The 22,995-nt window shown below is 28.0% G+C and carries 23 protein-coding genes; 2 read left to right on the top strand and 21 right to left on the bottom strand.

Annotated elements, in window-relative coordinates; all coding sequences use genetic code 11:
* Positions 1 to 19: 19 nt before the first annotated feature.
* The 15 genes from FDK22_RS02460 to FDK22_RS02530 form a co-directional block, all read right to left on the bottom strand.
* Positions 20 to 367, bottom strand: a complete 348-nt coding sequence (locus tag FDK22_RS02460) for a hypothetical protein (RefSeq protein WP_138151303.1) — start codon at positions 365 to 367, stop codon at positions 20 to 22.
* Positions 368 to 439: 72 nt separating this feature from the next.
* On the bottom strand, positions 440 to 2,488 hold the full coding sequence (locus FDK22_RS02465) for an ATP-dependent helicase (RefSeq protein WP_138151304.1): 2,049 nt from the start codon (positions 2,486 to 2,488) through the stop codon (positions 440 to 442).
* A gap of 264 nt (positions 2,489 to 2,752) precedes the next feature.
* A complete protein-coding gene (locus FDK22_RS02470) occupies positions 2,753 to 5,434 on the bottom strand; it encodes a methyl-accepting chemotaxis protein (protein ID WP_138151305.1) in 2,682 nt (893 codons plus the stop codon).
* 190 nt (positions 5,435 to 5,624) lie between these two features.
* Positions 5,625 to 6,179: a ferric reductase-like transmembrane domain-containing protein gene (locus FDK22_RS02475; RefSeq protein WP_138151306.1), complete on the bottom strand. Its 555-nt coding sequence runs from the start codon at positions 6,177 to 6,179 to the stop codon at positions 5,625 to 5,627.
* 9 nt (positions 6,180 to 6,188) lie between these two features.
* Positions 6,189 to 7,148, bottom strand: coding sequence for a protein-methionine-sulfoxide reductase catalytic subunit MsrP (gene msrP / locus FDK22_RS02480; protein WP_138151307.1), 960 nt, complete (start codon positions 7,146 to 7,148; stop codon positions 6,189 to 6,191).
* 119 nt (positions 7,149 to 7,267) lie between these two features.
* Entirely contained in the window at positions 7,268 to 7,756 is a 489-nt protein-coding gene (tpx, locus tag FDK22_RS02485) for a thiol peroxidase (RefSeq protein WP_138151308.1), read from the bottom strand.
* Between the two features lie 100 nt (positions 7,757 to 7,856).
* On the bottom strand, positions 7,857 to 8,693 hold the full coding sequence (locus FDK22_RS02490) for a CvfB family protein (RefSeq protein WP_138151309.1): 837 nt from the start codon (positions 8,691 to 8,693) through the stop codon (positions 7,857 to 7,859).
* Entirely contained in the window at positions 8,690 to 9,487 is a 798-nt protein-coding gene (locus tag FDK22_RS02495; protein WP_138151310.1) for a metal ABC transporter permease, read from the bottom strand. Before FDK22_RS02495 ends, FDK22_RS02490 begins: the two co-directional genes overlap by 4 nt.
* Entirely contained in the window at positions 9,488 to 10,240 is a 753-nt protein-coding gene (locus FDK22_RS02500; protein ID WP_138151311.1) for a metal ABC transporter ATP-binding protein, read from the bottom strand. It abuts the gene before it with no gap.
* A 48-nt stretch (positions 10,241 to 10,288) separates the two neighbouring features.
* A complete protein-coding gene (locus tag FDK22_RS02505; protein WP_138151312.1) occupies positions 10,289 to 11,053 on the bottom strand; it encodes an ElyC/SanA/YdcF family protein in 765 nt (254 codons plus the stop codon).
* A gap of 3 nt (positions 11,054 to 11,056) precedes the next feature.
* Complete coding sequence (gene amrB, locus FDK22_RS02510; protein ID WP_138151313.1) at positions 11,057 to 11,860, bottom strand: AmmeMemoRadiSam system protein B; 804 nt, start codon at positions 11,858 to 11,860, stop codon at positions 11,057 to 11,059.
* Entirely contained in the window at positions 11,857 to 12,846 is a 990-nt protein-coding gene (gene amrS / locus FDK22_RS02515) for an AmmeMemoRadiSam system radical SAM enzyme (RefSeq protein WP_138151314.1), read from the bottom strand. The genes amrB and amrS overlap by 4 nt, the downstream gene beginning before the upstream one ends.
* Before the next feature lie 2 nt (positions 12,847 to 12,848).
* Positions 12,849 to 13,397: an AmmeMemoRadiSam system protein A gene (gene amrA, locus FDK22_RS02520; RefSeq protein ID WP_138151315.1), complete on the bottom strand. Its 549-nt coding sequence runs from the start codon at positions 13,395 to 13,397 to the stop codon at positions 12,849 to 12,851.
* A gap of 13 nt (positions 13,398 to 13,410) precedes the next feature.
* Entirely contained in the window at positions 13,411 to 14,346 is a 936-nt protein-coding gene (hemH, locus tag FDK22_RS02525; protein WP_138151316.1) for a ferrochelatase, read from the bottom strand.
* The gene (locus FDK22_RS02530) at positions 14,347 to 14,958 is read right to left on the bottom strand and encodes an ATP-binding cassette domain-containing protein (protein WP_138151317.1); all 612 of its coding nucleotides are present in this window, start codon (positions 14,956 to 14,958) and stop codon (positions 14,347 to 14,349) included.
* Positions 14,959 to 15,125: 167 nt separating this feature from the next.
* On the opposite strand from FDK22_RS02530, the gene FDK22_RS02535 reads away from it, so the two are divergent.
* Positions 15,126 to 15,404 carry a c-type cytochrome gene (locus FDK22_RS02535; protein WP_138151318.1) on the top strand — a complete coding sequence of 93 codons (279 nt, stop codon included), beginning with the start codon at positions 15,126 to 15,128 and terminating at the stop codon, positions 15,402 to 15,404.
* A 31-nt stretch (positions 15,405 to 15,435) separates the two neighbouring features.
* Here the strand turns inward: FDK22_RS02535 and ccoS are convergent, their stop codons facing one another.
* A complete protein-coding gene (ccoS, locus tag FDK22_RS02540; protein WP_138151319.1) occupies positions 15,436 to 15,672 on the bottom strand; it encodes a cbb3-type cytochrome oxidase assembly protein CcoS in 237 nt (78 codons plus the stop codon).
* A gap of 8 nt (positions 15,673 to 15,680) precedes the next feature.
* Positions 15,681 to 18,122, bottom strand: coding sequence for a heavy metal translocating P-type ATPase (locus tag FDK22_RS02545; protein WP_138151320.1), 2,442 nt, complete (start codon positions 18,120 to 18,122; stop codon positions 15,681 to 15,683).
* A gap of 102 nt (positions 18,123 to 18,224) precedes the next feature.
* Between FDK22_RS02545 and FDK22_RS02550 the strand changes: the two genes are divergently transcribed.
* The gene (locus FDK22_RS02550; RefSeq protein WP_138151321.1) at positions 18,225 to 19,847 is read left to right on the top strand and encodes an EAL domain-containing protein; all 1,623 of its coding nucleotides are present in this window, start codon (positions 18,225 to 18,227) and stop codon (positions 19,845 to 19,847) included.
* On the opposite strand, the gene gmk is transcribed toward FDK22_RS02550, so the two are convergent.
* The 4 genes from gmk to tsf are packed head-to-tail and all read right to left on the bottom strand — an operon-like array spanning position 19,848 to position 22,994.
* Complete coding sequence (gene gmk / locus FDK22_RS02555) at positions 19,848 to 20,462, bottom strand: guanylate kinase (RefSeq protein ID WP_171012896.1); 615 nt, start codon at positions 20,460 to 20,462, stop codon at positions 19,848 to 19,850.
* On the bottom strand, positions 20,462 to 21,235 hold the full coding sequence (locus FDK22_RS02560) for a hypothetical protein (RefSeq protein WP_138151323.1): 774 nt from the start codon (positions 21,233 to 21,235) through the stop codon (positions 20,462 to 20,464). Before FDK22_RS02560 ends, gmk begins: the two co-directional genes overlap by 1 nt.
* Positions 21,236 to 21,925 carry an ABC transporter ATP-binding protein gene (locus FDK22_RS02565; RefSeq protein WP_138151324.1) on the bottom strand — a complete coding sequence of 230 codons (690 nt, stop codon included), beginning with the start codon at positions 21,923 to 21,925 and terminating at the stop codon, positions 21,236 to 21,238.
* A 25-nt stretch (positions 21,926 to 21,950) separates the two neighbouring features.
* Positions 21,951 to 22,994 carry a translation elongation factor Ts gene (tsf, locus tag FDK22_RS02570; protein ID WP_138151325.1) on the bottom strand — a complete coding sequence of 348 codons (1,044 nt, stop codon included), beginning with the start codon at positions 22,992 to 22,994 and terminating at the stop codon, positions 21,951 to 21,953.
* Position 22,995: the final 1 nt, after the last annotated feature.

Consider the following 22,995-nt stretch of genomic DNA (forward strand, 5'->3'; position numbering starts at 1 on the left):
TAAGTTAAGGCGAGTAGATTTAAAAAAATCTAGCTAATGGTGTTGCTTTTGAGAAATCTATTTTTTCTGAAATATCAAGCTCATTTTTTAATTCATTTAAGGCAATGATTTTTTTGGAATTTAATATTTTAGAAAAAAGGTTTAAACACTCTAGATTGTTTTTTATCTCTCTTAAGTGATTTTCTAATTTAGCAATAGAAGTTGGAATAGAAACCTCTTTTAATTTATTTTTTATTTGGGTTTTTCTTACTTCTTCTAATTCAAGAATCTCATTTATTTCTTTAATTGCAAGATTGATTTCTCTTAAATCTTCTTTACCATTTCTAGCGATAATTTTACTTAACTTTGAGACTTCTATCTTTTGCATATAAATTCCTAATGTGAGATTTATTATAGTAACACAAAAGTGTCTCAACACTGTCTCAATTTTGTTTAATTTCTAAATTTCCTCAGATTCCTTTTTTATTAATCCTGCTTCTTTTAAAAATGGAGAGTGAATAAAATCCATTTTTTTAATTTTGTCAAATTTTGCATAACTTAAATAAAGTACATCTTTTGCTCTTGTTACAGCAACATAAAAAAGTCTTCTTTCCTCTTCTAAACTTCCACCTTTACTCATAAGTTTTCTATTTGGGAACCTTCCATCCATTAAATCAATTACAAAAACCTCTTTAAACTCTAAACCTTTACTTGCGTGAACGGAAAGAAGATTTACACCCTCCCCTTCACTCATCTCTCCACCACCTAAAATCATAGAGTTTACAAATTTAGATAAGTCATGAAAATTTCTTGCAAGTTGTTTTAGTAACATCACTTTTCTATTTAATTTTGCTAAAGCTTTTGCCTTTTGTACAGCATTTACTGTTCCATCTTTTTGGGTTGCCCTTTTTGTAGAAAGGAAATCTTTAAGTCTTGAATAAAGCATAGAACCTGTAATAGAAGCAATTAAAGAATCTGGATTTTTAGTCCTTCTAATTTGTTTTACTAATAGATAAAAATCATAAATATATTTTGCTCCATCAATATTTAATTTTGGATGCTTCAATATTGGATTTCCTAAAAATGCCTCTTCAAAACCACAATCTTTGAATTTAGAAACTGAACCTAACTCAACAAAGTCGTCAAAAAGTCCCAGCTGAATATTTTTTACTCTATTTGATTCATATGGATTTAAAATCGAAGCATCTGGATGAAATAAACCTTTAAAGATATCCCCATGACCTAATTTAATTAAAGCATCAAAAATATCTTTTGCAATTGCTTTTCCAATACCTTTTCCATGTTCTAAAATATGAATAAAAGCCATCATATCATTATGACTTAATTGCATAACAAGTAAATCTAAAACAAATTTAACCTCTACAGAATCAAAAAAAGACATACCACCTTTTCTTTTAGCAGGGATTCCATACTCCCTTAAATTTGCTTCTATCCCGTCTGCACTCGAATTATTTCTAAAAATAATTGCTATTTCATTATGTGGGGTTGAACTTTTTGAAATCAAATCTGATATATGATGATATTGGGCAAAAAGTTCATTAAAAGCTAAGAGTTTTGGTGGAATAGATACATCATTTCTCATAACTTGTAGATGCTTTTCATAAATTCTTTCATTATGTTCAATAACTTTTGTAGCTAAATCCAAAATAGGTCTAGATGAACGATAGTTTTTTCTTAATGTAAAAACATTTGCATTGTTATATCTAGTTGAAAAAGTTGAAATAATTCCAATATCTGAACCATTAAAAGCGTAAATACTTTGGTCATAGTCTCCAACACAAAACAATGATTTTGGTTTAAATGCGTCTAACAGTCTTCCTTGTAAAGGATTTGTATCTTGGTATTCATCAACAAGAATCTCTTTAAAAGGAAACTCTTTTTCCTTTAGAGTATCTAGCATAATAGTTAATAAATCATCAAAATTTGCATAACCATATTTCACTTTTAGTTCATTAAATTCTAAAACAACATCTTCATAAATTGGAGTATAAATCTCATGGGCTTCATTTTTATTTTTTATCCATGAGCCTAAATCTTCACCATCATTTGAGTTTAAATATAAAGAATAAAGGTCATATAAATAACCACCATCATAAGGATTAGCTTCATCATCTCTATCGTAAAAAACTCTTTTTTCATATAAAGATTTAAATAGTGTTTTTAATTCACTTGGTTGCTTTAGAGTTATATTTATATTTAACTCTTTTAAAAGTTTATAAGATACTGAGTGAAAAGTTCCAGCCATAATTTTTTTTGCTGTATCTTTTCCAAAAAATTTAGCAACCCTTGAAACCATTTCAGCCGCTGCTTTATTTGTAAAAGTTAAAAGTAATATCTCTTCTGGTTTTACGCCATTATTAATTAAATTCGCAATTCTTCCTACAATTGTAGAAGTTTTTCCCGTACCAGCACTAGCAATAATAAGGTTAAACCCTTTTTGACATGTTGCAGCACTTAATTGGTCTTCATTTAGATTAGATAAAGGCATTGATTATAAGTCTTAGGTAGTTTTTCATGGGGCGAATATTAGCAGTAATCTACTTTATTTTGGGTAAAAAAAAAGGCTCCCTAAGGAACCTTTTCACACACAAGGAAACAAATTTGGAAAACTTAAAAATTCGCTATTTTTAAATTACCTGAGAAAGGATTTCGCACTTCCTTTTCTCTTTCCATAAAAAAATTATAATATTTTTGTATTAATCATAAAGTAATGAAAAGTTAATAGATTGTTAATAACCTAGAATAAGAAAGCTTAAAAGCTTTCCCATTCATCATCATTACTATTTTGAGCCTTTATATCTCTAGGTTTAGAATACTCTTTTTTAACAATAGGAGTAGATTTTTTAAGTTCCTTTTTCTCCTTAGTTGAAACTTCATGTTCCTTTTCAAGTTTCATCTCTTCACATTTATGAGCTTTTATTTTATCAATATAATCAAATACCTTTGTTGTACTTTCTTCAATATGTTTAGCTATAGATGGAAGTCTCTCATCCCTTTTATTTACACTATCAACATTTATATATTCTTGAACATTTGAATGAACTTCTTCATGGGCTTTTAGGAACTCTTGCCAATCAGAATTTCTTGTAAATGACTCATTTTTATGGGCTTCAATCCATTTACCTAAATCACATTCATGGTGATTTTTTACTGTCCAATTTTTTCCATTTCCAAGTTGCACAAAGTTTGTTTCTTTAAAATTTACATGGTCAAGTTTTAATTTCGTAGTATCAAAAACTAAATTTACATCACAAACACCGCTTGATTTTGATTTATCAAATGAAGTTCTATTAATAATTGCTACAAGTTGTGCAGATAACTCACTTAAAGCCATTGCTTTACTTGAAACAGTTTCAGATGCATTTGCGTTTTCTTGAGTAGCTTTATCTAATTGATTTACTGCATCATTAATTTGAATCATTCCTTGTTTTTGTTCTTCAGAAGCTGTTGATACCTCACTAACTAAACTAGTAACTTCTTGAACTCTTGTATTTAAAAGCTTGAAACTTTCAACCATTACATCAGCTGTTTCTTTACCCTCTTTGGTTTTTTCCTGAGCATACGTAACAATATTTTTAATCTCTTTAGCTGCCTCAGCACTTCTTGCAGCTAGATTTCTAACCTCTTGCGCTACAACAGCAAATCCTTTTCCAGCTTCCCCTGCGGTTGCTGCTTCTACAGCAGCGTTAAGTGAAAGGATATTTGTTTGGAAAGCGATTTGGTCAATTATTGTAATTGCATCAACAATATCGTTTGTAGCTTTATTAATCTCTTCCATTGAAGTACCTGTTTTATGAGCCAATTCATTATCTTTTATACTAGTATTAGATAATTCACTTGAAATCTCCAACATCTTTTTCGTCTTTTCATCTGTTTGAGTAATTGTTGATGTAATCTCTTCAACAGCAGCTGCTGTTTCTTCTAAAGATGCAGCTTGTTGAGTAGAAGATGCTGATAATTGTTCAGAAGTTGCCGCTAACTCTTCTGCATTGTTTGAAACTCTTTTACTTGTGTTATCAATCATACATAAAATTTCAGAAACTGAACTTCCTAAAGAATTAGTTCCTTTTATTAAAGAGCCTATATTTCCTGAACTTTTAGCATCAATTGTATAGTCATATCTAGCATTACCAAATTCAATAAGTGCTTTTGTAACCATACTTAGATTATCTTTTGTGATATCTAACATTTCATTAACTTTATTTTTAAACTCTTCAACTTGTGGAGAGTTTGCTTTTTCTTTAATATTATATGAATAAAAACCATTTTTTGTTTTTTCTATAATATCTATAGCTTCATTGATAACAACTCCATCTTGTTTAATACCATCTTCAATAAATTGTAAATAATTATTAAAACTATCCACAACATCACCAAGTTCATCATCTGATTTTTTTGTAATTTTCATTGAAGAACTATTTGAATTTTTTGTTAACTTATCTATTCCATTTTTTAAATCAGTTAAAGGAGTAATTACTATTTTTCTAATTGATAGGGTTATAAAAATTAAAATAAATACTAAAAGTACAACTATTAAAATCAATGCAGTGTTAATTATAATTTCTGCGTCTTCAACTGCTGAGTTTACATGCTTCATTGTATCTGCTAAAATTACAATACCTAACTCTTCTCCTCTAAAATCTTTAATAACTTCATATGTATAAAGATATTTATCTGTAAGATAGATTTTATTTTTTAATAGTTCATCTAAATTTATATTTTTTGCATCGTTAAAAAAATCTTCATTTAAAAATTTTTGTGAGATTATATAATTAGTTTTGTATATTAATTCCTCATTAAAAAGTTTTACCGAAGATTTTCTTTTATCCATTAAAAGTAAAAAACCTTTTTCTTGTTTATTAAATATTTTTGCAACAGAGTTTAAACCTTGAATAAACTCCAAAGAACCTAAATGCGTTCCCTCATCCATAATTGGCATAACTGACCTAATAGATAATCCAGCTTTCCCAAGTTCAAAGGTATTTACAGCTTTTTTTGTTTCATTAACTTTTACAACACTATGTCTAAAACTACTAAGGTCATCTCCAAACTTATCTGGTTTCCAAGCCCTAAGGAAAGATTTATTATCTTTGGTGTGTATATGAACTTTGATGTTTTTAAATTCAGTTGAGTCTTTCATTGATTCACTAAGTTTAGATAAGGCTTTAATAGCAATCTCTCTATCATTTTCTTTTAATGACTTTTTTAACATACCATCATTTGCAATAGATACAGCATTTGAAATACCTACACCAAATTTTGCATATATATTATCTTCAGACATATGTTTAAGACTTACTGCATCCCGTTCATAAACTTCATCTTTTAGGTGTGATTTTTGATATTGTAAAACTACAACTCCTATAATCAATGCAACTACAGATACAATAGTAACTACAAATCCTATTTTTTTCCCTATAGTAAGATTATTCATATTGTTTTCTCCCAAGAAACTAACGATTTTTTAATTATTTTATAAAGATTATACATTTTTAAAATTAAAATATTATTATAATTCTAAAGATTAAATCTATACACTTTTTATATATTTTGCATCTTTAGTTTAAAAAAATTTTATGAGTTGTGTAAATCAAAACTTGATTTTTATAAACGATTAAGAATCATCATATTTTATTTTTATTAATAATTTGTTGTAAAAGCTTACAATATCCGATTACTAATATCAATAATACATATATAATTTGTAAGATTGTAAGTGACTTTTGAGCCATTATAAAATGTATTGTAATCAATCCTAAAGCAAAATAAATTAGCTTATGATAATTCTTATATTTTTTAAAAAGCCTTTTGGTTGAAGTTATTGCCATAAATATTAGAATAAAAAAGGCTATCATTCCTAAATAGATAAAAGGTTTATCTAAAGTCTCTTTTATTACAAAAGCAAAATCAAGTTCTGCATCTAAAATATAAAAATTTAGAAAATGTAAAAGTGCATATAAAAAACCAAACAAACCAATCATTCTTCTGTACTTGATTAGATTAATCCATTTTGTTATCAAACTAAGGGTAATTGTAATAAAAAGTATAACTGTTGCTGTTGCACCTGTTATTGTATAAATATATTTTATGGGATCAGTTACATCTTGAAAAATAAATAATTCAAGTGATAAATATACCAAAGGGAGAAATAATACAATAGCTAATAATACTTTTTTCATAATCTTACCCTAAATGAATTTTGTTAAATCCATCCCCTTATACAAATGGGCAACCTCATTTGAATATCCATTAAACATTAAAGTTTTTTGTTTAAAAAATTTTCCAAGCACCCTTTCTCTTTTTTGAGACCATCTTGGATGGTCAACATTTGGATTTACATTTGCATAAAATCCATATTCTCTTGGATTCTCTTTTTGCCATGAGTTTAAAGGTTCTTCTTCAGTAAAAGAGATATTAGCAATAGATTTAATTGATTTAAAACCATATTTCCAAGGAACAATTAATCTAATTGGAGCACCATTTTGTTTTGGCATTGATGAACCATAAAGACCTACTGCTAAAATAGTCAAATCATTTATTGCTTCATCCATTCTAAGACCTTCTATATAAGGATATGATATAGTTGAAAAAACACCTCTTCCTTGATCAGGGAACATATCTTCATCTAACATGGTTTCAAACTGTATGTATTTTGCCTTTGAGAGAGGTTTGACATATTTTATAAAATCCTTTAACCTAATACCAATCCAGGGAACAACCATAGACCATCCCTCTACACATCTAAATCTATAAATTCGTTCTTCTAAAGTAAATTTTTTTATTAAATCATCAAAATCCAATTCTAGAGGTTTTTCAACTAAGCCATCAACAAATATTTTCCAACCATCAGTATTTAAAGTGTGTGCCATTTTTGCAACTCTTTCTTTTGATGTAGTAAATTCATAAAAGTTATTATAGTTTGTTATTTGCTCATAGGTATTTAAATCTAAATTATCTAAATTTTTATCTTTTATATAATCTAAATTTGGAACTGGAATATTCTCTTTTGCTAAAGCTTCTACAATTGAAGAACCAGCAATTAAAGATGCCGCTCCAAGTTTTAGAAATATTCTTCTATTATCAAAGAGCTCTTTTGAAGTAATCTCATTTTCATCGATATACCAAGATGGTTTTTTTATAATATTCATAATAAACTCCTTATAAAAGAAGTATAAAACTTTAATGTTAAGCTAGTGTGTAGAAGTTATAAAAAAAGGGAAGAGATATAACTCTTCCCCTTTTTTAAAATTATAAAATTTTTATATTATTAGTTAATTGCAGCTAAAGCAGCCTCATAATTTGGCTCTTCTGTAATCTCTGGACAAATCTCTTTATAAGTTACAATACCATCTGCATCTGTAACAAAAATTGCTCTACAAGTAACACCTGCTAATGGTCCATCAGCAATTAAAACACCGTATGCATTTGCTAAATCTTTATTTCTAAAATCTGAACCAACTTTTAGGTTTTCAATCCCCTCAGTTGTACAAAATCTTCCCATTGCAAAAGGTAAGTCCATAGAAACTACCACAACTTCAGAATCTGAACTTGCAGCTTCTTCATTAAATCTTCTTGTTTCTGCTGCACATACTGGAGTATCAAGTGATGGTACTACTACAATAACTTGAGCTTTTCCACCAACAGTTATTTCTGATAAATCTTGTGCCACAACAGTTACAACTGGAGCTTTATCACCTACATTTACTTCATTTCCTGCTAAATTAACAATATTACCTTTTAATTTAGTTGTTGCCATTTGCTTCTCCCTATTATTATAAATTTGAGTTTTAAATAAAACTTGAAAAATAGTATAACAAAATAAAATTAAGTTATTATAGAAAAAAATTAAAAATAAACTACTTTTTAATCTTAATACTATTTTCTAAAAGTTCAATCTTCTTATCTTCAATAAGTTTTGTTAAACTTGCTTTAAAAGCTTTTTTACTTAATCCAAAAACCTCTTTTATATCTTGGGCATCACTTTTATATGTAAATGAAATCTCTCCACTATTTTGCTCTAAGATTGATAAAACTTTGTTTGGATTATCATCACTATTTTGTACACCAATTTTTTGTAAACAAATATCAAGCTTACCATCTTCCCTTAAAGTTTTAACAAAGGCTCTTTTTTTATCTCCGATTTTTATATTTTCAAAAATCTCATTATGAAAAATAAGTCCTTCATATTTGTTATTCACAATAACTTTAAAACCTAAAGGTGTTTTTATAAAAACTAAAATTTCAACCTCATCATTTTGATTAAAACCATCGGTGGCTTTTTCAAGTTTAAATTTTTCTGTTCCAATTAATCTATGTGTTTTTTCATCTTCAACTATTTGTATTACTTTTTCGTTTCCAATTTGGTATGTTGATCTTTGTTTATTCTTTGGCACCAATAAATCTTTTGGTAAGCCCATATCTAAAAATGCACCAAACTTTGTTATATCCACAACCTCTAAAGAAACAAAATCATTTTTCATCGCATATGGTTTTTGAGTAGTTGCTACTAATCTATCTTCACTATCTGTATAAATAAAAACTTCAATCTCATTACCTATTTGCATAGTAGAATTTACATAACAATTTGGTAATAAAACCTCTTCTTCATCCCCTGCAATTAAATAAAGACCTGGTTCTGATACACGGTTTACTTTTAAAGAGTTTAATTCTCCTAAGATTATATTTTTATTCATTTTTTTCCTAAAATTTTTACTATGAATAGAGTTACTACTCCAACCATAATGATTGATGCCCCTGAACTAATATCATAAAAATATGATATCATAAGTCCAAGAAGGGTAAAACTAGTAGCTAATAAAGCACTTAAAGCCATCATCGTTGAAAGCTTTTTTGCAAACATTTCAGCTAAATATGTGGGTATGGTAAGAAGAGCAATTACTAAAATAAGTCCAACAACTTTGATTGCAGCAACTACACTAAGAGCAGCTAAAATCAAAATAAGTGTATAAAAGAATCTTACATTTATACCACGTAACTTTGCAAATTCACTATCATATGAAACTGCTAAAATTTGTTTATAAAAGAATAAAACTAAAAAAACTATAAACATATCTAATATACTTAGGTAAATTATATCTTCATTTGAAACAGCAATAATAGACCCAAATAAATAACTCATCAAATCTACATTATATCCAGGTGTCAAGTCAACAAAAATAATTCCAAGCCCCATACCAAAAGCCCACATTATACCTATTATTGAGTCGATTCTACTTCGGTTTTTTAAGGTAATAGCTGCAATTATAAAAGCTGTTGTAACTGCAAAAATAGTTGCTCCAAAAAGTACAGGAAGTCCTAAAAAAATTGCAAGACCAATTCCACCATAAGAACTATGGGCAATTCCCCCTGCTAAAAATGTAATTTTATTTACTACAACTAATGAACCAATAATACCAGCAGCAATTGAAACTAAAACTCCAGCAATTATCGCATTTTGTATAAAATCATATTGTAAAGCTTCTATCATTTATGCATCTCCATGGGTATGATTACAACAAACTTGTTTTTTCCCTAATGCTGATAAAAGTTCAACTTCACATAGATGTTCATTTTGAGTATCAAAAGTTTGTTCAATATTTTTTAAGTGGTGATACACAAGATTTTTATTTACATGGGCAACATTTTTTGCATAATTCATAAGTACAGAGATATCATGGCTAATAACAACTATTGAAATAGATTTGTTTAACTCTTTTAAAAGTTCATAGATTTCAGTTTGACCTTTTACATCAATACTTGCCGTTGGCTCATCAAGTAACATAATCTTTGGGTTTGAACAAAGTGCACGTGCAATAAACACCCTTTGTCTTTGACCTCCACTTAAATCACCAATTTTACTATTAGCAAAATCTTCCATTCCAACTTGTTTTAAAGAGTTCATTGCACAAGAAACATCCTCTTTGCAATATCCAAAAAAAGACTTTTTCTTACCAACATGTCCCATTAAAACAACTTCTAAAGCTGTAATTGGGAAATCTGTATTTAAATTAGTATTTTGAGGAACATAACCAATAGAACTAATACTTAAATCTCTTTTTATTTGCCCTTTTTTTGGTTTTAATAAATCAAGAATCAATTTAAGAAGTGTAGATTTTCCTCCACCATTAGGTCCAATAATAGCCAAAAAATCATTATGTAAAATATCTAAATTTATATCTTCTAAGACATAATTTTTATCATAGGTGAAAAAAAGATTTTTTATCTCAATAATTTTATTCATATAACTCTTTAAGTATTGTAATTTCGGGAATTATACTATAATGATTACTCAATTTACATAAAATCTATATTTTTCAAGTATACTTGCCCAAAGAATACCTATATATTCGTGCATTGCAACTTGTGTTTTTCTAAGTTCAGTTGCGTTAGGTTCCCTTGTGTAAACACTTGGATTTTCTTGTAAAAAATCAGTAGGTGCAGCAATAGCATTTAAACCATTTTGTTTAAAAAGTTTCATAGCCCTTGGCATATGATATGCAGATGTAACTAAAATAAAAGTTTTATCACCTACTATTTTTTTCACATATTGTGCTTCCTCAAAAGTATCCTTTACCTCCTCTTGAGTTAAAATGTTTTTTTCATCTATTCCCATTGAAACAGCAACCTCTTTTGAGATAATTGCATGGGGAGTTTCATCATCTCCTCCATATCCTGAAACTATAAGTTTTCCATTATCAAGTTTTTTTAAGATTCTAATCCCTTCAGTTAATCGCATCAAAGCAGATGAGGAAAGTTGAGAATGGGGTGAAATCTCTTTATTTGTGTTATGTCCACTTCCTAAAACTAAAACATATTCAATACTTGAATCAACATCTAAATAAGCCTTGTACTCATTTTCTAAAGGTTTAATAAGTGCATTAGAAAAGGGTGAATATGAGATTAAAAAAAGCCAAAGAAAAGAGACGCTTAAAAATAGTTTCGCTTTTTTATAACTTTTTGAAAAAAGAAAATAAAGCCCCACTAAAAATAAAATCATTGAAAGAGACAGAGGCATCAAAAAAAATGATATAAATTTTTTTAAACTAAATAACAAAACCTAAACTCCTATCAAAGCAGAAGTATAACCCACTACACTTTTATCATCTTTAGTTACATCAAAACTTGTACAATAATGCAAAAGTTGAGTTTTTAAATCTTTTTTAATAGCTGATTTAATAATTGCTTTTACACCTATTTTTCCACAAGCTTCACAACCTTGCTCAAACATCTCGAGATTTTTTTCAATAATTGCCTTTAAACAAATATTATCTAACTTTTTTGCCTCATCTTGTGAATAAAAATGACTTAAGTCTGTACTAATAATAATAAAATTGTCTTCATCTTCCAATAAATAATCTATTAAAAGTGATAGCTCATTAAAATCTAATTTCCCATAAACAATCTCAATAATTTCCAAACCATCAAAATAGTTTTTTACAAAAGGGGCTTGTGTTTCCGTTGAATGTTCAAAGTGCAACTCCTCTTCAAAATGTAAGAAATTATATTTTTCTTTTAATTTCAAAGAATACTCTTTATCTATTTTTATATTTCCTATGGGTGTTTCAAACTCATCATATAAAGCAATTGAGGCACCATTTATATATGTTCTGTGGGATGGTCCAATTACAATTGCCCTTTTAAAGTTTTTATCTAAAGAGAAAGAAGAAGATAAGTTGTAGGCTAAATTTGCAGTAAATCCACTATAAACGTAACCCGCATGGGGTACAATTACTGCCTTTGGTTTAATATCAATTGGTTTTTCTAGTTTAAAGCTTTTATTAAAATTATCTATAAAAGCTAAAATCTCTTCCTTTGAATTAGGATAAAAAGAGCCTGCTACTACAGTTTTTCTTTGGGTCATTTAAATACTCCATATATTTTGTGATTACATTTGGGACATTTGCCATCAACTAATTTTGAAGATTGTACTTCAAAATATTTTCTACTGATTAAGTTTTCACTACATTTAGGGCAAGAAGTTATATTATCAAGGCCTGCATTTCCAATATAAACATAATTTAAACCATAATCCTTTGCAAGTTGTTTTGCCATAAATAAAGTTTCAATAGAAGTTCTTGGAAGAGACAACTCTTTGTAATCTGGATGAAAAGCTGAAATATGCCAAGGTATATCAACTCCTAGATTTTCTTTTATCCATTTTACCATTTTTGTAATCTCTTCTTTTGAGTCATTTCTAGTTGGAACTAATAAAGTTGTAATTTCTAGATGAATACCATTTTTATTAAAAGTAATCACGTTTTCTAAAACCTGATGTAAATTACCACCAAGTTTTGTTTTGTAATACTTTTCATCAAAGGATTTTAAATCAACATTTATAGCGTCAATTACACCTTTCATATCTTCAATTACTTCACTACTTTCAAAACCATTACTAACAAAAACTGATTTAATACCTTTCTTTTTTGCTTCAAGGGCAATATCTTTTGCAAAGGGATAAAAAATAGTTGGTTCATTATAAGTATATGAGATAGATTTACACTCATTTAAAAATGCGATTTCAACTACTCTTTTTGGGTCTATATAGTTTGATGTATCAATATTTTTTTCTTGGGAGATACCATGATTTTGGCAAAAATTACAATGAAAATTACACCCCACAGTTCCCAAAGAAAGTGAATTTGAATCTGGCAAAAAATGATATAAAGGCTTTTTTTCAATGGGATCAATATTAAATGCACTAATATGTCCATAAACTAAACACTTTATCTCTTCACCAGTGTTTTTATTTACACCACAAATTCCAACTTTATCAATATCTATTTCACAATAATATGAGCAAAGAAGACATACTAACTTTCCATTGTCTTTTTTCCCATAATAATTCATTTTTAACTTCTTATTTTTAAAGCTTCATATGTTTGAATTTTTGGTAAAGCTGGCAAACTATGGGGAGATAATCCAGCTTTTTGACATAAATGAACCATAAAATCATTAAAAGTTGGTAACTGTTCCCAAACTTGAGGAAGAAAAGTTGCTTTTTTACCCTCTAATTCTAGAATTACTCCATGTTTATTTGGAATTAGTTTTGTTTCTAAATCCTCAAAACTGTCATACTCCACAAGTTCTGGTTTTGTTAAAATTGAAATCTCAATATCAGTTTTTTCAAACTCCTCTTGTGTTAGTTCTAAAAACCTAGGATCTCCAAAAGCTGCAGCTATTGAATTTGCTACTAAATCATCAATTAAACTTCTTTTTGCTTCAAGAGAACCGATACACCCTCTTAATCTATGGTCAATTGTTAAAGTTACAAAACAAGCTTGCTTTTCACCTAAAAAAGGATTTTCTTTTAAAAGTTTCTCTTTATCAACTTTTACCTCATCATAAAAATTTGAATTAATTGCAGTTTTTGCAATCTCTAAAAGTAAAGCCTCATTCATAAACTATTCCTTTTTATAATTTTGTTATATCTCTAATTGCTTTTATAAATTTCTCATCATAATTTAAACATTTACAAACTTTATAATCAACAATACCTATTTTGTCGGCTTCCTCTTTATATTCAATACTTAATTCAAAATCAGTTTCTGAATTATCAACAATAAAGGCAATTGGGTAAATTAAAACCTTCTGGTCTTTATATTTTTCAAGCTCTTTATCTAAAGCTGGTTCTAACCATTTCATTGGACCAACTTTTGACTGATAAGATAAAGAGATAGATTTAAACTCAACGCCCTGCTCTTTTAAAATATCTGATAAAATTTTTACATGTTCATTTACATGTTTTTCGTAAGGGTCACCTGCATCAACAATTTTTTGAGGTAAACCGTGGGCTGAAAAAATAAGATTATACTCATTTGGATTTTCCACTGTATTTTTAATAGTATCTATTAAAGCTTCATTAAAAACTTTGTTTTGATAATAAGGCTCTATAACTTCAATATTAAATTTGTCTTTAGCAGCTTCTTGGAAATCCTCAACTGATGATTTTGTTGTTGTAGTTGAATATTGAGGATATAAAGGTAATAAAACTACATCTTTTATCCCTTTTAATTCTAAATCTTTAACTACTTCACTTGCAAAAGGTGGAGTGTATCTCATAGCTTGATAAACACAAATATCTTCAAACTCATCATTTAATCTATCAACTAATTTTTCAGTTAATGGATTAATTGGGGATTGATTTCCAATCTCTTCATAATTTTTCCAAGCGCTATTTAATCTTGAACTTACTATAAACTTTGCAATAATCGATCTTAATAGATTGCTTTTAACAGTTAAAATATTTTTATCATTAAACATATTTGTTAAAAACATTTTTAATTCATCTTTATTTCTTGCTCCACCCATATTTAAAAGTACTAATGCTTTATTGCACTGTTTAGTCATCTATTTCTCCAAAATCTTGTTTAAATTAATTATATCATCACTGCACCAAGTTGCAAGTGACATGTCATGTGTTATTAAAAGAATCGCACAATTTTCAAGTTGTTTTATTATTAATTGCATAACTTCCATTGCAATAATATTATCTAAGGCTGAAGTTGGTTCATCAACTAAAAGTAAATCTGGTTTCATAAGTAAGGCTCTTAAGATTGAACATCTTTGTAATTGCCCCCCTGATAGTTCGTGAGGCTTTTTTTCTAAAAATGTTTTTTCTAAACTCAAAAGTTCACATTTATTATTAATCTCTTCTTCAAAATCTAGATTTTTTAAATCTAAAACATCTTTTATTTGCTCAATTATTCTAAAAGAGGGATGAAAAGAGCTATATGGATCTTGATATATTGAGCTTATATTTGAAACACTAATTTGCCCTTTTAAAGGCTTAAGATTTCCACTTATTAGTTCAAAAAGTGTACTTTTACCACTACCACTACTTCCAACTATTGAAATAAGTTGACCTTTTTGTAGTTTAAGGTTAAAATCTTTGTATATTAATTTATCTTTTATATAACCAAAATCTAAATTTTTTATTTCTAAAACTGTGTTATTTTCCATCATTTTTCCCATTAAGTAGATGATACTATATAAAAAAACAGTTTAAAAGATAAGTAAATATTAAAGAAAAAGATTATCTCTATAAAAACCTTATTAAATAGATAACATAAGTTAAATAAAAGTTAAAAGTGCTAAAATCTAATTTTTATAATTTAAGGAGAGAATGAATGAAAAAGATTGTTTTAGGAACAATAATCGCTGCTGCATCTTTAATGGCTGCAAGTTTTGCACCATGTGCTGCATGTCACGGAGCTACTGCTGAAAAAGCTGCATTAGGTAAATCACAAATCATTAAAGGTTGGCCAGTTGAAAAAACTGTTGCTGCTTTAAAAGGTTACAAAGATGGATCTTATGGTGGAGCTATGAAAGGTGTTATGAAAGGTCAAGTTGCAAGACTTTCTGATGCTGACATTGAAGATTTAGCAAAACAAATCGCTGCATTTTAATTAGCGATTATTCCTAAAAAAAAGTGGACTACTACGGTAGTTCACTTTTTTTTTGCTCTTTTTTTACTGAAGAATTCATCTCTTTTTTCTTTTCCTCTTTTCTTCTTGCATCATTTAAATCATCTTCACTATCAAATAAAAGACCACCCATCATCTTTTCACTATCATCAAACATCCCTTTTTTTGCACCCCAAATAAACATACCTAAAACTGCAAAAGAGACAATAAGTCCAACCATTAGCATCATAAAAAGTGTATCGTTAATCATTCTTTTTCCTATTTTTTCATTTTTATTCTCATTGAATTTGCAACAACTAGAAGAGAACTTAAACTCATTGAAGCTGCGGCTACTAAAGGTATTACAAATCCTGCCATTGCTAAAGGAATAGTAATCATATTATACACTAAAGATAATAGTAAGTTTTGTTTTATAAATTTAAATGTTCTTTTTGATATTTCAAATGCTTCTTTTAAACTTTGTAAAGAATTATTTAAAAGTACAACATCTGAAACAGAAATTGTAATATCAGCTGAATTACCCATAGCTACAGAAATATCTGAACTAGCTAAGGCAACAGAGTCATTTATACCATCACCAGCCATAATAACAATTTTTCCCTCTTCTTTTAATTTTTTTATATATTTTGCTTTTCCTATAGGGTCAACATTTGCTACAAAATTATCTATACCAACTTTAGATGCAACTTTTTTTGCAACATCTTCATTATCCCCTGTTAACATAACTACATTAATATCATTAGCCTTTGCATAAGAGATTAATTCTTTTGCATCCTCTTTAATCTCATCAGCTAACTCAAAAGTAGCAATAACTCTTCTATTGATTGCAAAAATATAAACAGAGTTTGAACTATCAAATTTATAGTTAATTTTATTATCCTTTAGAAGTTCAATATTTCCACCTAATAAATGGAAAGTTTTACCTTCTACATTTTCATATTTTCCAATCATCCCTTTTGCTTGAATATTTTTAACACCATAAATATTTTTCAATTGTAAATTATCATATTTTGCTTCCAAATATTTTTTTACAGATTTAGAGATTGGGTGATTTGATGCTTCAAGTAATGAATATAAAAGATTTAATTTATGGATATTCTCATCTTTTATTTTTGCTCTTTTTACTTTTAATTCACCCTTTGTAATAGTTCCTGTTTTATCTAATACAAGAGTATCTGCTTTGGCTAATGTTTCTATAAACTTTGCTTCTTTAAAAAGTAAACCTTTTTTGGCAAGTTCTGAAATACCAATTAAACTAGCAATTGGGGTTGCCAACGCTAAAGCACAAGGACAAGCTATAACAATAACTGAAATTGCAACAATAAAAGACTTTTCAAAATGATTAGTGCCCTCATAATCAAAACCTAAATCAATTCCAAAGAAATACCAAACTAAAAAAGTTAAAAGTGATAAAGTTAAGATTGATACTGTAAAGCCCTTTGACACTTCATTTGCTTTATATTCAATCTCTGGTTTTGAACTTAATGATTCTTCAAGTAAGGTAACAATAGAACTTAGTGTTGAATCTTTGTATGTTTTTGTTGCTTCATATCTAATAAGTGAATCATTATTGATAGTTCCACTAAAAATATTATCTCCCATTTTTTTAAATACAGGAATTGATTCACCAGTTAAACTTGACTCATCAAAACTTCCTTCTCCTGAAGTTATTACACCATCAATACAAACTTTCTCACCACTTCTAATCTCAATAGTATCACCAACTTTGATATTATTTAAAGCAACCGTTTTTTTAACTCCATCTTCTACAATAGTTGCTTCTAAAGGGATTGAACTTTTGATTTTATCTAATGTATCTACAGCACTTTTTTTACCAATAACTTCAAGATATTTTCCAACTAAAACAAAGGTGATTATCATAACTACAGAATCAAAATAACTTTCACCCTTTGCCCCAAACATCACAAATAAAGAGTATATATAGGTTAAAGAGGCTCCTGAACTAACCAAAAAGTCCATATTTAAGATTTTGTTTTTTAATCCAAAATAGGCGCCTCTAAAAAAAATCCATCCAGAATAAAATAAAACAGGTGTTGCTAAAATAAACTCTGCAATATGTATATAATTTCTAATTTGCTCATCAATACCTGTAAAAAAACCTGTATATTTTGCAACTGCAAGCATCATAATATTCATACTTGCAAAAACTGCAACCATCATTCTAATAAAGTATTCTCTTTTAGATTTTACAGCTTGTTCATCAGCTACACTAGCATCATAAGCATAAGCGTTGTATCCTATGCTTCTAATTTTTAAAATTATATCAGATAAATTTATTTTTTCATTATCCCAAATAATTTTTGCTTTGTTGTTTGTAAAGTTAATATCTGCGCTTATTATTCCTGGTGTTTCATATAAAACTTTTTCATTTAACCAAACACATGCAGCACAATGAATTCCTTCAATAATTAAATCAATTTGTTTAAATCCATTATTAGTTTCTGTAATAAATGTATCTTCAAAACTTTTTGTATCAAATCTTTGAACATCATCGTTTATTTCAATTGGAGGGGAGATTGTTTTGTTCCCTAACTTATCATAAAACGATTCAAGTCCATCATCTTTTAAAAGATGATAAACACCCTGGCAACCTTTACAACAAAAGTTTAAGTCTCCCTCTTTAATCATTACACCATCATCAAATGATAAATGACAGTGATTACATTGAACTTTACCCACTAATTTTCCTAAATAATTTTAAAATAACTAATATTTGATAATTTAATATATATCTAATTGATAGTATAATATTATATCCTAATAAGTTTGGAGTAACTCTTAATGATTAACAATGTGTCAATACTAAAAAATATTACAATACTATATGCTGAAGATGAAGTAGCATTAAGAGAGATTACCTTAAATATCCTTCGAGGTTTTACAAAGAAACAATTTGTAGCTGAAAATGGTGCGCAAGGTCTTGATCTTTTTAAACAAAACGAATCTGAAATCGACCTAATAATCACAGATGTAAATATGCCAATAATGAATGGTCTAGAGATGATTAGAGAGATAAAAAAAATAAATCCTCATATTCCAATTATTGTTGCAACAGCATTTTCTAATACAGAATACCTACTTGAGGCTATTGATATTGGTGTAGATAAATATGTACTAAAACCAATAGATATGAAAAAACTTTTACAACTTATGAGTCAATCTTTACTTTACCATGAATTAAAAGATTTATATACAGATAATTTAACACATCTTCCAAATAGAAATAAACTAAAAAAAGATTTAGAAAACTCTAGTGAAGATTTAATGGCAATTATAAATATTGATAAATTTTCAACTATTAATGACCTTTTTGGGGAACACAATGGAGATAAGGTTTTAATTGAGTTTGCAGATGCTTTAAAAGAATATTTTTCAAATCAAGAATTTATAATATATAGAATCGAAGCAGACAAATTTGCAGTTATTTCAAAAAGTTTTGATAGAGATGTTAATAACTTTTATGATTTGTGTAAAAACTTTGAAGAGTTTATAGAACAAGAACCTGTTTATATTGATGAGCATGAGATTGATTTAAATATAACAATTGGTATTGCAAAAAGTGATGCTAATAATGCCTATAAATATGCTCAAAGGGTTGTAACCTATGCTAGAAAGAAATTTGAGCCAATTTTAATTTATAATGACTCTTTTAATATTCAAGAATCTTTTGAAGAGAATATTAAATGGATTAAAAAAATCAAAAATGGTGTAAAAAATGGTGATTTTAAAGGGTATTTCCAACCAATTGTAGATACTAAAACAAAAGAGATTTATAAATACGAAGCTTTAGTTAGATACATTGAAGAGGATGGAACTGTTGTTTCTCCATATACTTTTTTAAATATTGCAAAAAAAGCTAAGCTATACCCTCATATTATTAGAATCATGTTGGATGAAGCATTTAATTTAATAAAAACAAAAAATAAAAGAGTTGCAGTTAATATCTCTTTTGAGGATATTGCTAGTGCAGTAACAATGGAACATATAAACAAAGTTTTAAAAGAGAATGCTGAATATACAAATCTTTTAGAATTTGAGATTCTAGAATCTGAAGAGATATCAAACTTTGAAGAGGTGTTTAAGTTTATTAATACAGTAAATGAATTTGGTTGTAAAGTTGGTGTTGATGACTTTGGTGCTGGATATTCAAACTTTAATATGTTAGTAAATCTTAATATCTCATATGTAAAAATTGATGGTTCATTAATAAGAAGTATAGATAAATCTGAAAATCAAAAAATCATCGTAAAAACAATTGATGAATTTGCTAAAAAATTTGGTTTTAAAACTGTTGCTGAATTTGTATCTAGTGAAGAGATTTACGAAGTAATAAAAGAGATTGGAGTTGACTTTTCGCAAGGGTACTACTTTGATGCACCCCTAAGTTATGATCAAATTAAATAACTAGCTAAGCCAGTTATTTAATGTTTCATCTTTATCAAAAAGTTTTGATTTTACCCTAGCAATATTAGCTATAGAAATCAATTCTTTACTAGCTTTTTCTAAATTATCATTTATAATAAAATAATCATATTTTTGAAAGAATCTAATTTCACTTTTTGCATTTTGAATTCTTCTATCAATAACTTCTTGAGAATCTGTACCTCTATTTGTTAATCTATCTTCTAAATCTTTTAAACTTGGAGTTGTTATAAATACTGAAGTTACAACCTTATCCATTTTTTTTCTAACTATATCGTGACCTTGAACATCAATATCAAAGATTACAATTTTACCCTCATTTAAAGCTTTTTTAATAGGCTTAAGTGACGTTCCATAGTAATTTCCATGAACTTCTGCCCATTCTAAAAAATTTCCAGTTTTTATATCTTCTTGAAACTCTTCTCTTGTTGTAAAAAGATAATCTACTCCATGTTTTTCACCAACTCTTGGCTCTCTTGTAGTAGTTGAAATTGAAAAATAGTATTCATCAATCTCTTTATATACATTTTTTAAAAGTGTTGACTTTCCACATCCACTAGGACCTGAAAGAATTAAAATAGCACCTTTATTTTCCATTATTTATTCACCCTTAAAGATAAAGTCACATCTACATCTTCACCATTTGAAAGTCTATCAATAACACCTTGATCAAACTTTTGTAAAAAAGGTTTTAGTTCAGAGATATTGTAATTATTTAATATTAATTTAATTGGCTGATCTTTATTTTCTTGAAGATTAAACTCATACTCTTCAACTTCATTTAAAGCATCATCTATTATTTGATTTATATCTTTCCAATCATTTTTAGAAACTACTTCAGAAAAATCCAACTCTTTTTCTTCTAATAAATCTGTAATTTTATGTAGTTCTTGATTGTCTAATACACCACCACTGTTTAATGAAGCAATTGTAACTATTGATTCATCATTATCTTCTTCTATAGTATCAGCAATATCATCTGCTAATGATTCTACATAACTTGAAATAACTTCTTCCTCATCAAATTCAAACTTTTTAGGTTTGTTTTCTTCTTTTATATCCTCTTTTATAAACTCTACTTGTTCTTTTAATAAACTTTCTAAGTGATTTGGTAAAAAAGGCCTTTGGATAATAAAATCCCTTGATTTATCAAATGGCAATTCTTCACTTACAATTGCAGCTAATTTTTTTGTATGTTGCTTTAGTCTATTAAAATCATCATCAACAAACTCTTCATCAATAATAATAAAATCTACTTTTTCCTCTACCTTTATTGAGTCTTGAACACTTAAAACTACATTTAGTTTTTTACAAACTAATGTAAAAATTTTTTCAATAATAGGTGTTTTTGTAACTAATATTAAATTCATCTATTTTAACTCTTTTAATTCTAAATTCTCTAACTTATAAACTTTATCACACTGCATTGCTAAATCATCTTCGTGGGTTACAAGTATCATCCCAGAATTGTTTTCTCTAACATATTCATGTAATCTATCCATAACTATCTGCGCAGTAGTTTTATCTAAATTTCCTGTGGGTTCATCTGCAAATATAATTTTAGGTTTCTTTGTTAAAACCCTAGCGATAGACAGTCTTTGTTGTTGTCCACCACTTAATTCCCCTACTCCTTGATTAATCACAAAATCGATTTCTAGCTTTTTTAATAGCTTTTCATCAATCTCATTTTCACTCAAAAGTGTTGCAATTTTTAAATTGTCATTAGCAGAAAAACCACGAAATAAATAATGCGCTTGAAATATTATACCAAAATCATCTCTTCTAATCTTTAAGAGAGTATTTTTATTTAGTTTATATATATTTTGATTATTATAATTAACTTTACCAAATTTTGGTTCAAGCAATGATGATAAAATGTTTAATAAAGTTGATTTACCACTACCACTTTTTCCAATAATAGCAATAGTTTGTTTTTCTTGTAGTGTGAAATTTATATTTTCAAAAAGTTTATAATCAAATTCGTGAGTTAAATTTTTAGCTTCTAAGAGTATTTTTTGTGCTTGTGTAATGGGCTTGATTATTTTTTTATCTTCACCCATTACTTCCACTTTTTTAGATTTCTTTTTAGTTACCCATTTGTGCAGCAACTTCTGCAGCGAAATCTTCTTCTTTTTTCTCGATACCTTCACCAAGTTCAAATCTTACATATTCAACTAATTCAATTGACTCATCACAAGCTTTAATTGCTTGCTCAACTGTCATTGAATCATCCATAACGTAAGTTTGAGATAATAAAGCATGAGTTTTATCTAATTGAGTATTATCTTCAATCCATCTAGCAATTTTACCTTTAACGATGTTTCCGATAATTTTCTCTGGTTTACCTTCAGCTAATAATTCTTCTTTCATTTTAGCTTCAGCAGCAGCAATAGCTTCATCAGTTAATTGTTGCATTGAAACATATTCAGGAATATTTTTAAGAGGTTTTCCAAGTCTTACTAACTCTTCATTCTCTTTTTCAATATCAGCAATAATTGCTTTGTTTTCAGATTCAATAAAATCTGCAGCTAAATCTTTATAAGAGATAACTGATGGTTTCATTGAAGCAGCGTGCATAGCTACTTTTTTTAATAACTCAGCAGTTTTTTCTTTTGCCTCATCTGAACATTTAGCAGATAAAACAACTCCAACTTTACCCATGTGAACATAACCGTTTACAACAGTACCTTCAACATTTACAACTTTTCTTGCAACTAAGTTTTCACCAATAACTGCAATTTTTTCGTTTAAGTAAGTTGTGAAGTCTTGTCCATCAATAGTTGAAGATGCTAAAGATTCAGCATCTGCAATTGCATTTACTTGAGCATGCTCAGTAATTGCTTTTGTTAAATTAAGGAACTGCTCATTTTTAGCAACGAAGTCAGTTTGTGAGTTAACTTCAGTCATAGTTGCTTTAGTATTGTCTTCATTTACTAAAATTGTTACAATACCTTCAGCAGCTACATTAGCAGATTTTTTAGCAGCTTTAGCAAGACCTTGCTCTCTAAGCCACTTTTGAGCTTCTTCTAAATCTCCATTACACTCATTTAATGCTTTTTTACAATCAAGCATTCCTGCACCAGATTTTTCTCTTAACTCTTTAATTAATTTTGGAGTTGCTCCTGCCATA

Origin of the sequence: Arcobacter arenosus (assembly GCF_005771535.1) — a bacterium.
Classification (GTDB): Bacteria; Campylobacterota; Campylobacteria; order Campylobacterales; family Arcobacteraceae; genus Halarcobacter; species Halarcobacter arenosus.